The organism is Aneurinibacillus migulanus (assembly GCF_001274715.1).
Taxonomy (GTDB): Bacteria; Bacillota; Bacilli; order Aneurinibacillales; family Aneurinibacillaceae; genus Aneurinibacillus; species Aneurinibacillus migulanus.
The window spans coordinates 39,443-49,792 of the sequence record NZ_LGUG01000008.1; the positions used below are offsets into that span (position 1 = coordinate 39,443).

Below are 10,350 nucleotides of genomic sequence, written 5' to 3' on the forward strand. Positions count from 1 at the left end.
CCTACAAATCTGCGATTTGTTGCTCTAACTCGCGGATTCGATCGCGAATTTTCGCCGCTTCCTCAAATTCTTCGCGTTCAATACGATTTCTCATCTCTTCTTTCAGTTCGGAAACTTCTTTTTTCAGCTTAATTGTACCGCCTGAGCGCTCCGGTACCTTGCCGCTGTGATGCGTATTGCCATGCACCCGCCGAAACAGCGGATCAAGCTTCTCTCCGAATGCTTTATAACAATTGCTACAGCCGAACCTTCCACTTTTGCTGAATTGGGAATATGTCAATCCGCAAGTATCGCAACGCAGCGGCGCTTCCTGCTGTACTTTAAATGTATTCACGTTTGGTTCAGCGTTGTTCAACAAACCGGATAGCAGGTGGTGGATAGAGAAATTATTCATACCGCCAGGGAACATTTCTCCCCTCTCCTGCGCACATACCTCACAAAGATGAAATTCAGTCTTTTCACCATTAACGATTTTCGTGAAATGGAGCGTGGCGGGACGCTCTTGGCATTCCTGGCACATCATATCCGCTTCCCTCCCGAGCACACATAGTTCTATACACAATATTTAATAAATAAAAATTGCAGTTAACATCGCTCGAAGAATATCTGCACGTAGACGGTCTCTAACCGGAACCGGCACAGCCGAAATAACCCTTCCGGTGGCTGCCTTCATCATATGCATTTCCCTCGGCGAGATGATTCCTTCTTCTCGCAGCCGTTCAATAATATTGTCACAGGCTGCTGACGTTATACTCTGGCCGATCGCTTCCATCAACATGTGATAAAAACGCTTATTGTCAATAATCTCAATCTTACGGATACGAATATATCCACCGCCGCCCCGTTTACTTTCTACAAGGTAGCCTTTCTCGACGGTAAACCGGGTACTGATTACGTAGTTAATCTGCGAAGGTACACACTGGAACTTATCAGCCAATTCGCTGCGCTGGATTTCCACCGACCCATCGCCTTGTTGAAGAATGCTCTTCAGATGCTGTTCAATGATGTCCGATATGTTCCGCATGCACACACCTCCTAACCGGCTTGTCTTTGACTTTGACTTTCTTTGACTATAATTATAATCACAATTATGTAAAAATGCAAGCAACCAATATTGTTATTCTTGACCTAAATTTGCATTTCTATTCTTATCTACCCTTTTTTTAGCGCTTATAACAAAAAAACCTGAAGCAAACTTTACTTCAGGTTTTCTACATAAGAATCAATTATGTGCATAATATCAGCAAACGCCGTAACACACGTGTCGGCACCGTCCAACTCTCCTTCTGTAGCGAAGCCAAAATCACAGGCGATCGTGTACAACCCGTTCACCTTGCCCGCTTCCACGTCCGAGTGACGGTCACCGACCATAATCGCATGCTTGATACAATAGTCGTTCAGTAGCCTGGAGACAAGCTCGTTCTTTGTTTTCGTCTGGAAACGTCCTGCACTGTACAAATCCGTAAATAACGGTGATAATCCCGTATGCTCTACCACGGCCTCAATATACGCTTTTTCTCCGTTGCTTACAACAAACACCGGAATTCCGTTTTCCTTGAGACGAGTCAGCGCATCGAATACCCCATCATATAGCTTTCCTTCTCCGTTCTTTAACCGTTCGATTTCGTATTCGAGCATTAATGTATTCGCTCTTTCCTTTACTTCCTGTGATGCATCGGGCATAAGCGTGTTCCAAATTTGTTCTATTGTCATGCCAAATACGTTCAAGATTTGCTCCCTGGTAGGTGTTTCCCCTTTATACACACCCTCCCGTTTCAAATTCTCGAATGCATCCTTTGCCGCAGGCAATGCTACATTTTCCGTTTGCAGCAGTGTTCCGTCCATATCAAAGAACACTGCAAGCTGAATCGTGCCTGTAGAAGATTTCAACGCTTCTGTCATCCGTTTACCTCCTTTATCATATTGAAACATATTGTAGCAGACAGTAAGCCAACACTCAAAAAAGAACCGGTGGAATCCGGTTCTTGAGCTTTAGCCAAAGCGTCCTGTAATATAATCTTCTGTACGTTTATCTTGCGGATTAGTAAAAATGGTCTCTGTTTGATCAAATTCGACCATCTCACCCAGCAAAAAGAAGGCTGTGTGGTCAGATACACGTGCAGCTTGTTGCATATTATGCGTGACAATAATGATGGTATACTTCTTCTTCAATTCAAACAACAGTTCTTCTACTTTTTGCGTAGAAATCGGATCCAGCGCAGAGGTAGGCTCATCCATCAGCACAACTTCCGGCTCTACAGCCAACGTACGAGCAATGCACAGACGCTGTTGCTGACCGCCGGATAAGCCCATAGCATTTTTGCTTAAGCGATCTTTAACCTCATTCCACAGACCAGCTTGTGTCAGGCATCGCTCCACAATTTCGTCCAGCTTCTTCTTATTTTTGAATCCGTTAATCCGAAGCCCCGCCGCTACATTATCATAAATAGACATGGTCGGAAACGGGTTCGGCTTCTGGAACACCATTCCTACCTGCTGGCGCACCGTTACCGGATCACGGTCTGGATTATAAATATTCTCGCCTTCAAGCAAAATTTCACCTTCTACTTTTGCACCTTCAATAACTTCATGCATGCGGTTAATCGCCCGTAAAAACGTTGATTTTCCACAACCGGAAGGACCGATAAACGCAGTTACCTTATTTTTTTCAATAGCCATATTAATATTTTTAATCGCATGAAAATCGCCATACCATAGATTCAGGCTTTTTGCTTCAATCATTGATCTCCACCTCGTATATTCTATCGCTTTCTAGTAACTAAACGTGCAGATACATTCAACACAAGAACAATTAGAATGAGCGTTAACGCTCCTGCCCACGCCTGAGCTTGCCATTCCGCATATGGAGAAATCGCATAATTAAATACCAGTACTGGCATCGAAGCAATCGGTTCATTGAGGGATTGATTCCAATACATGTTTCCGAAAGCTGTGAAGAGCAGCGGAGCTGTCTCTCCCGATACACGCGCCACCGCCAGCATAATGCCGGTAATAATTCCGCGCAACGCAGTGGGCAGGATTATCAGCATGATAACACGCCACTTCGGAATACCGAGTGCAAGGCCTGCCTCCCGAATATGGTTCGGTACTAGCTTCAGCATTTCTTCCGTCGTACGGGTAACCGCCGGAATCATAATAAACGCTAGGGCTACTCCTCCCGCATAGGCGGAGAAACCGCCCATCCACAATACTACGAGAGCATATACGACAATACCTACAACGATGGAAGGTACACCAAGCATGATATCTGTTAGAAATGAAACAAGTTTGCCGAAACGATTGCGTCCATACTCTGACAGGAAGACTCCTGCCATTAAGCCTACTGGTACGCCAATTAACGAGGCGAGACCAATAAGCGTGAACGTACCGACAATACCGTTGGCCATCCCGCCACCTGCTTCTCCCGGAGGTGCCGGCAGTTCTGTGAAAAATGCAACATTTAAGGCCGGTATTCCTTTTACGAGAACATATCCAAGAATGCTGAACAGGGGGGTAAGTGCCAGAATCATACTTAAGATAGTCAAACCGACCATAAAAAAGCTAAACGCACGGCGCCGACCCAGCTTGGCGTTCAGTTTATTCATTTTCTGTTCTTTGACGCTTTCCAATACACTTTCCATGTTTATTTCGCCTCCTGTATGCCTCTAGACGTTGTCCACACGAGGAAACGTGCAAAGATGTTGACCAGTAGTGTTACTGCAAACAGCAGGAACCCTATTTCAATCAATGTAGATAAGTAAATATCAGAGGAGGCTTCATTAAATTCATTAGCAATAACGCTCGCCATTGTATAGGCGGGGTCGAATATAGAATCCGGAACTTCCGGGCGATTTCCAATAACCATTGTTACAGACATCGTTTCACCAATGGCGCGACCAAGACCAATAATCATGGCGCCGAGGATGCCTGAACGCGAATACGTAAGTACAGCCGTGCGAATCATTTCCCATTTCGTTGCACCGAGGGCTAGAGCAGCTTCACGCTGTGCATCCGGCACAACCATAATCACTTCCCTAGAAATCGAGGCGATCGTCGGAATAATCATAATCGCCAGGATAACACCTGCCGTGAAAATCCCTACCCCGAAGGAAGGGCCGGCAAAGAATGGAATGAACTTCCCTAAGGTATTAATAAATACAGGAGCAACATATTCTCGAATAATGGGGCCTAAGACAAAAATTCCCCATAAACCATATACAATTGAAGGGATTGCAGCTAAAAGTTCAATCAGAAAACCAACAACATCCCGAAACCATTTTGGAGCGACTTCAACGAGGAAGATAGCGATTCCGATACTGATAGGTGTTGCGATAACAAGAGCTAGGAGCGAAGAAACAATCGTTCCGTAGATGAACGGCCATGCTCCAAATTCTTCTGTAACAGGGTCCCACGAGGAGCTGAATAAAAAGCCCAGTCCATACTTATCAAGGGCAAAGCTCGAACCACGGAACATCTCCCAAACCATAAGACCAAGCATGGCAATGATTGAACAGCCAAAGATATATGCGATTGCTTTAAATAATTGATCTCCATATCTTTTCTTCAAGGATTACACTCCCCATTCTCTTGAAAAAAGCGGCAAAAAACTCCTCGGAGTTTTTTGCGCGCTCTTTCCATCTTACTGCTTTATTTCAAAACCGGTTGACCGTCTACTTTTACTTTTTTCAATTGTGCTACGCACTTATCTTGCAGTTCTTTCGGTAGTGGAGCGTACTGTAGATCAGAAGCGTATTTTTGTCCATCTGTTACAGTCCACTGCAGCATTGTCAGCATTTTCTCAGCTTTTGCTTTGTCCATTTTCAAATCTTCTGGAACCAGCGCCCATGTTGTACCGACAATTGGATAGCTCTCTTTTCCAGGCTGATCATTGAGTTCGATTTTTAAATCTTCCGGTACATTAGCCAATCCGCCTTGTGCTGCTGCTGTTACAGAATCAAGCGAAGGTGCTACGAACTGACCGTCTTTGTTTTGAATTTGAGCCGCCGTCATATTGTTTTGGATGACATATGCCAACTCAATGTATCCGATAGATCCCGGAGTGTTTTGTACTTGTCCTGCTACACCTTCATTACCTTTCGCGCCAGTACCTACGTTATCCCACTTGATTGATTTTCCTACTTTTTCCTTCGGCCACTTATCTGCTACTGCTTTGTTAAGATATGTTGTGAAAATGTGGCTTGTACCAGAACCGTCAGAGCGGTGTACCGGGAAGATATCTGTATCAGGAAGCTTCATACCTTTGTTATTCGCTGCGATCTGAGGATCATTCCATTTTTTCACTTTTCCGCTATAAATATCAGCAATGTTCGCCGGAGTTAGCTTCAAGTCTTTCACGCCTTCTAGGTTGTACGCAATTGCAACCCCACCCAGCGTTACTGGAATATGCAATACGTTACCGCCAGCCGCTTTAATTTCATCTTCTTTCATCGGAGCGTCAGAAGCTGCAAAATCAACTGTTTTTGCAGTCAGTTGCTTGATACCCCCGCCGGAACCGATTGCCTGATAGTTTACTTTTACATCCGTATGTTCTTTCGAATACTCACTGAACATTTTAGAGAACAACGGATTTACAAAGCTGGAACCTGCGCCGTTCAGAAGACCTGCTTCTCCGCCAGATTGCTGTTTCTCGCCTGCTCCCGCTTCTTTATTGCCTTCCGGTTTTAGGCTTGTGCTGGAAGAGCCACACGCCGCGAGAGAAAACATCATCACGAGCGCAAAAAGTAGGACACCGATTTTTTTCAACTTCACTGCAAAAATCCCCCTCTAAGATTTTTAGTAAATTTGTTTTATTTCCGTGTTGATGTGGAATAATTACGTTGTTCATAATAATCCAGGAATATAGACCTCACAAGGTGTTTTACATGATCTTTAATCTATCTTTACAAACCGTTTACACCATTAAAAACGAAGGTTTTTCTCAGGTTTTCTCTCTTTGCGCAACCCCTGTTTTGATAAGCTTTTTTCTTCTGCAAACGGAATTGTTAATTTAATGTTAAGAAATAGATAAAAGAAAAAAGAGTGCTTGCGTCCTGCAAGCACTCCTCATTTTTTCCTGACTATGCTAAATATGACTTGCTATATAACGTAAATTCATCCAGTCTTTCGCGACTCACTTCATACCCGATACCATGTCCTTCTGGAACAGTAACCCAACCATCTTCCACTGTAACTTCCGGCATGATAATATCCTTCTCCCAATAGCGTGCGGAAGCGGCCGTATCCCCCGGCAAAATGAAGTTCGACAACGTCGTGACAGCCACATTATGCGCACGGCCAACTCCCGCTTCCAGCATGCCGCCACACCATACCGGAATGTTATGTTCCTTACACACATCATGGATTTTCTTTGCCTCGGTCAAGCCGCCTACACGACCGATTTTAATGTTAATTACACCGCAACTCTTCAGTTTAATCGCTTTACGTACGTCTTCCACAGAATGAATACTTTCATCAAGGCAAATTGGCGTCCGAAGCTGTGCCTGCAATTCCGCATGATCAACGATATCATCATGGGCAAGCGGCTGTTCAATCATCGTAAGATTGAACGCATCCAATTTGCGCAAGTGTTCCGCATCGTCTAACGTATACGCCGAATTCGCATCAGCCATTAGCTTAATATCAGGGAAACGTTCGCGTACCGCACGGATAACTTCAACATCCCATCCCGGTTGAATTTTTACTTTAATACGCTTATAGCCTTCATGTACATACTTCTCTACGAGATGGAGCAGTTCGCCCACTGAATCTTCAATCCCTAAGCTGATGCCTACCTCAATTTTTTTCTTCTCTCCACCCAGCGCTTGTGCAAGCGAGATTCCCTTCTGTCTGGCATAAAGATCCCAGATGGCTCCTTCAATTGCTGCCTTCGCCATATAGTTACCCCGAATATGGGCGAACCGTTCGTTGTTAAGCTCATCCGGATGCTCAATCGGTTTTTTGAATACTAGCGGAAGTAAGAAATCCTCAAGAATATGCCAGTTCGTCTTTACGGTCTCTTCTTTATAGAATGGTTCGATTGCAGCAACCGATTCACCCCAACCCGAAAGCCCGTCTTCACTTTTCGCTTCCACAAGGATGAATTCTTTATCATACTCCGTACCTACACTTGTAGTAAATGGTCGACGCATCCGCATCTTCATATGGCGCAGAATAACTTGTTTAATGTTCATTTATAATCCTCTCCTTTTCTGTGTAAAACATAGAAATGTACTGGCGTTGTCTTCTCATTACGGATCAGGTCCGTTACGATCCAGTCCCGTTCGAACAAATATGTAAATGCATGATGTGTCATCGTACGCCACTGAATAGCTAACGACTTGTTTTGTTTTTTCATTTGCTGAAATTGCGCTGGCACAGGAAGGTGCATCGTTGTTCCCTCGAGTCGGCCCCAGTCTACTTCTTCAGCTGCTGGTACTGGATAGCCATTCTCATCTTGTTTCCAATCAAAAAGTAAACTGTCAGGAACATCATTATACTGTTGCTGCTCTCCTTCAGCCCGGGAGACTACTCTCTGACTCCTAATATGCCAGTCAACCTGAAACCGGTCAGAAGAAATTCCCCGATTCAAGGAATCCTGCATATTACCGTAGCAGTTCTCAATATAGGTGGAGCAAACCGCGCCTAGCTTATGAATATTAAGATAGCCGTTGGCCGTCTCCAACGGATCGTACGTCCATGTGATACGATCATAACCAAGTGTTAATGCAATCTCTCGCTGCTTCCACTTCAATTTCTCCCCAATCTTCATGTAACGATAATCAGGATGGGTACCTAGCATATGCGAGCAAAGATATGCTTGTTTCCCGTCAAAGCCGGCAAAGCTGTATTGGAAACCGATAAGCCTGTCATCTAGAAAAGCACCAAGCACCATGCCCCCATGCTTGGCGGCAGTCACCATCTGATCTGCTGGCATCGGTACATCCGTTTTCCATACTACCTTCTCCAGTTCCATAATAGGCTCGATTTCTTCTACTTTTGTCAGCATACGAATCTCGATGTGATGTGTCATGTCGATTCTCCCTCCCGGAATGTATGGATAACCGTCCGAGCCATGATATGCGCTCCCGTCACTAGAGCTTCACGGTTAAACTGCATATGAGGATGATGAAGTCCTGGTGTAAGACCACATCCTAAACCAAGCATGGTCGCTTTAATATGTGGATGCTTTAAAGTATAAAAGTGAAAATCCTCGCCTCCAGGCGTAATGACATCAGGCGCTGTATTTTCCTTACCCAGCACATCCTGAATGGACTGATGCATAAATGCCTTCGCTTCATCATGTACTTCGGCTGCCGCTGTTCTACCATCCGGCTGTAATGTAATATGGGCATCATACATGTCCGCTGTACACCTGGCAACTGACTGAATTTTTTCATATATATCATCAAGCGTTTGATTGGATTGGGAGCGAACATCAAGTGTAAATCTGGCATAATCCGGAATAACATTTGTGCTATTTTCATCTCCTGCACGTATGCTCGTCATTTTAACGGAAGATGGAATCATCGGGTTTATGTGAATATTCCGGATAGCCTGAAGGAATGCTGCGGCTACTTCGATAGCATTTACTCCCAGATGAGGGCGCGCACCGTGCGCGGTTAACCCTTGCACTTCTCCTCGCACAAGAAGTGAGGCTCCGTTATAGATGGCCGGTGCTGCCTTGCCATCAGGCAGTTCCTGGATAGGACGCAGATGAAGCCCATACAGGTAGTCAACATCTTGCACTACCCCTTTTTCCACCATTTTCAGCGCTCCTTCTCCAGTCTCTTCCGCTGGCTGAAAAATCACTTTAATCGTACCTGGAGGACGGTACCCGGATTTTTTTAGAATTTCCAGTGCAGAGAGTACGACCGTCATGTGAGCATCATGGCCACAGGAATGATTGGCTCTCCACTCGCCATCTACAGACTGCCATAGTGCGTCAATGTCTGCCCGTAAGGCAATGGTCAATGGTTTTTGCCGAGCGCTCGCTTCTTCTGGTTCCCATACTCCTATTACGCCTGTACAATCGCTGAATGTCTCAGTCCGCAAACCGAGTAATGCTAATCGTTGCGCGATAAACTGAGTCGTTTCTTCCTCCTTCCAGCTTGTTTCAGGATGCTCATGAAGATGAGAAAATGTCTGCATAATATTCGACCGCATTTTTTGTACAGAAGTTGTCAGCTCCACTACTTTTCCTCCTTTTCTTCTTGATACACCTTCTCGTATATTTGCTCATAACGTGTTAATGTGTTTGTGATTTCTTCATTTTTTTCAGCCGATAATGCGGTAATCATCGCATTTAGCAAGGAAAAAAGGGCAGGTATAGAGTCAAGCGTCGCATCTGTTACTGCAACAGGAAGAACAAAATCGCTATAACGAGCTGCCGGTGCAATCATGCTATCGGTAATGGTCAGTACTCGAGCTCCATTTTCCTTAGCAAATCTGGTCAGTTGAACTGTTTCTTTCGCATAGCGCCGAAAGGAAAGCGCAACTATCATCCAGTCAGAATCAAATTCGGTTACCCATTGTGCCATATCATCTGTATCAGGACGATAGAGACGCGTCTTTCCCCGTAGAAGATTTAGTGAGTAAGCCAGCCAGGAAGCTGGAGCATGTGAAGTCCGATGACCAACAACGAGAATGTGCGGAGTTTCAGCCAAACAACGAATCGCTTGCTGAAAGGTTGACCGTGAAAGCTGATTGAACGTCTTTTCAATTTGAAACATGTCGTTCCTCATAATTTCATCAAGCAAATCTCTTTCCTGAACTTGTGCAATTTCTGCAAGTCGAGATGAGTTTTGGTGCATTTGTAGCGTATAATTTGAAGCTACAAGTTCTTCCCATACGGTCTGTTGCATGTGTATGAAACTGTCAAAACCTACTGCGTGGCAAAAACGAATCACGGTTGTTTCACTAACACCTGCTTTTTTTCCAATTTCAGTTGCTGTATGTTTTGAGAATTCATGGGCATGATCTAAAACATATCGGGCAACTTTCTTTTGTCCGGCGGTTAGATCATGAAAATGATGGCTGATTTTTTCACGGTATGACATAAAATAAACCCCTTTCAAGAAGTAAATACTTCTTGAATTTGTTATTTCAGAAGTTTTAACTTCAAATTGAGTATAATTAATTTTCTGTATTTATACAAGAAAAATTTTTAAAAATTCTACCTCTGCACTTTTTATTTCAAATCAAAAATCCCCTTACCTGATTGCTCAGATAAGGGGGTTCATTTATTACACTCTGAAAACTGAATCAGAAGAACATGCGCATGTTTTGGTTAAGCCCTCGACCGATTAGTATTCGTCAGCTCCGCGTGTTGCCACGCTTCCACCCCGAACCTAT

11 protein-coding genes are annotated in these 10,350 nt (G+C 44.3%); all 11 read right to left on the reverse strand.

The features are described 5' to 3' along the window. Nucleotide 1: 1 nt before the first annotated feature. Complete coding sequence (locus AF333_RS27035) at nt 2-523, reverse strand: UvrB/UvrC motif-containing protein (protein WP_043063780.1); 522 nt, start codon at nt 521-523, stop codon at nt 2-4. Nucleotides 524-565: 42 nt separating this feature from the next. Continuing rightward, nucleotides 566-1,024, reverse strand: coding sequence for a CtsR family transcriptional regulator (locus AF333_RS27040; RefSeq protein ID WP_043063781.1), 459 nt, complete (start codon nt 1,022-1,024; stop codon nt 566-568). 173 nt (nt 1,025-1,197) lie between these two features. Next, entirely contained in the window at nt 1,198-1,902 is a 705-nt protein-coding gene (locus tag AF333_RS27045) for an HAD family hydrolase (RefSeq protein WP_043063782.1), read from the reverse strand. Between the two features lie 90 nt (nt 1,903-1,992). Then, nucleotides 1,993-2,742, reverse strand: coding sequence for a phosphate ABC transporter ATP-binding protein PstB (gene pstB, locus AF333_RS27050; RefSeq protein WP_021623648.1), 750 nt, complete (start codon nt 2,740-2,742; stop codon nt 1,993-1,995). Nucleotides 2,743-2,762: 20 nt separating this feature from the next. Continuing rightward, nucleotides 2,763-3,641 carry a phosphate ABC transporter permease PstA gene (gene pstA / locus AF333_RS27055; protein ID WP_043063783.1) on the reverse strand — a complete coding sequence of 293 codons (879 nt, stop codon included), beginning with the start codon at nt 3,639-3,641 and terminating at the stop codon, nt 2,763-2,765. Nucleotides 3,642-3,643: 2 nt separating this feature from the next. Further along, nucleotides 3,644-4,567, reverse strand: coding sequence for a phosphate ABC transporter permease subunit PstC (pstC, locus tag AF333_RS27060; RefSeq protein ID WP_043063784.1), 924 nt, complete (start codon nt 4,565-4,567; stop codon nt 3,644-3,646). Nucleotides 4,568-4,647: 80 nt separating this feature from the next. After that, a complete protein-coding gene (pstS, locus tag AF333_RS27065) occupies nt 4,648-5,769 on the reverse strand; it encodes a phosphate ABC transporter substrate-binding protein PstS (protein ID WP_200894224.1) in 1,122 nt (373 codons plus the stop codon). 308 nt (nt 5,770-6,077) lie between these two features. Then, nucleotides 6,078-7,190: an o-succinylbenzoate synthase gene (gene menC, locus AF333_RS27070; RefSeq protein ID WP_043063785.1), complete on the reverse strand. Its 1,113-nt coding sequence runs from the start codon at nt 7,188-7,190 to the stop codon at nt 6,078-6,080. Further along, nucleotides 7,187-8,029, reverse strand: coding sequence for a GNAT family N-acetyltransferase (locus AF333_RS27075; protein WP_043063786.1), 843 nt, complete (start codon nt 8,027-8,029; stop codon nt 7,187-7,189). The genes menC and AF333_RS27075 overlap by 4 nt, the downstream gene beginning before the upstream one ends. Next, nucleotides 8,026-9,183, reverse strand: coding sequence for a M20 peptidase aminoacylase family protein (locus tag AF333_RS27080; protein ID WP_407638701.1), 1,158 nt, complete (start codon nt 9,181-9,183; stop codon nt 8,026-8,028). Before AF333_RS27080 ends, AF333_RS27075 begins: the two co-directional genes overlap by 4 nt. Before the next feature lie 5 nt (nt 9,184-9,188). Further along, entirely contained in the window at nt 9,189-10,055 is an 867-nt protein-coding gene (locus AF333_RS27085) for a MurR/RpiR family transcriptional regulator (protein WP_052811693.1), read from the reverse strand. Nucleotides 10,056-10,350 lie beyond the last annotated feature (295 nt).

What these genes read in the sequence shown, in the direction of transcription:
- AF333_RS27035 (WP_043063780.1), bottom strand. Translation starts at nt 523, where the DNA reads ATGATGTGCCAGGAATGCCAAGAGCGTCCCGCCACGCTCCATTTCACG.
- AF333_RS27040 (WP_043063781.1), bottom strand. Translation starts at nt 1,024, where the DNA reads ATGCGGAACATATCGGACATCATTGAACAGCATCTGAAGAGCATTCTT.
- AF333_RS27045 (WP_043063782.1), bottom strand. Translation starts at nt 1,902, where the DNA reads ATGACAGAAGCGTTGAAATCTTCTACAGGCACGATTCAGCTTGCAGTG.
- pstB (WP_021623648.1), bottom strand. Translation starts at nt 2,742, where the DNA reads ATGATTGAAGCAAAAAGCCTGAATCTATGGTATGGCGATTTTCATGCG.
- pstA (WP_043063783.1), bottom strand. Translation starts at nt 3,641, where the DNA reads ATGGAAAGTGTATTGGAAAGCGTCAAAGAACAGAAAATGAATAAACTG.
- menC (WP_043063785.1), bottom strand. Translation starts at nt 7,190, where the DNA reads ATGAACATTAAACAAGTTATTCTGCGCCATATGAAGATGCGGATGCGT.
- AF333_RS27075 (WP_043063786.1), bottom strand. Translation starts at nt 8,029, where the DNA reads ATGACACATCACATCGAGATTCGTATGCTGACAAAAGTAGAAGAAATC.
- AF333_RS27085 (WP_052811693.1), bottom strand. Translation starts at nt 10,055, where the DNA reads ATGTCATACCGTGAAAAAATCAGCCATCATTTTCATGATCTAACCGCC.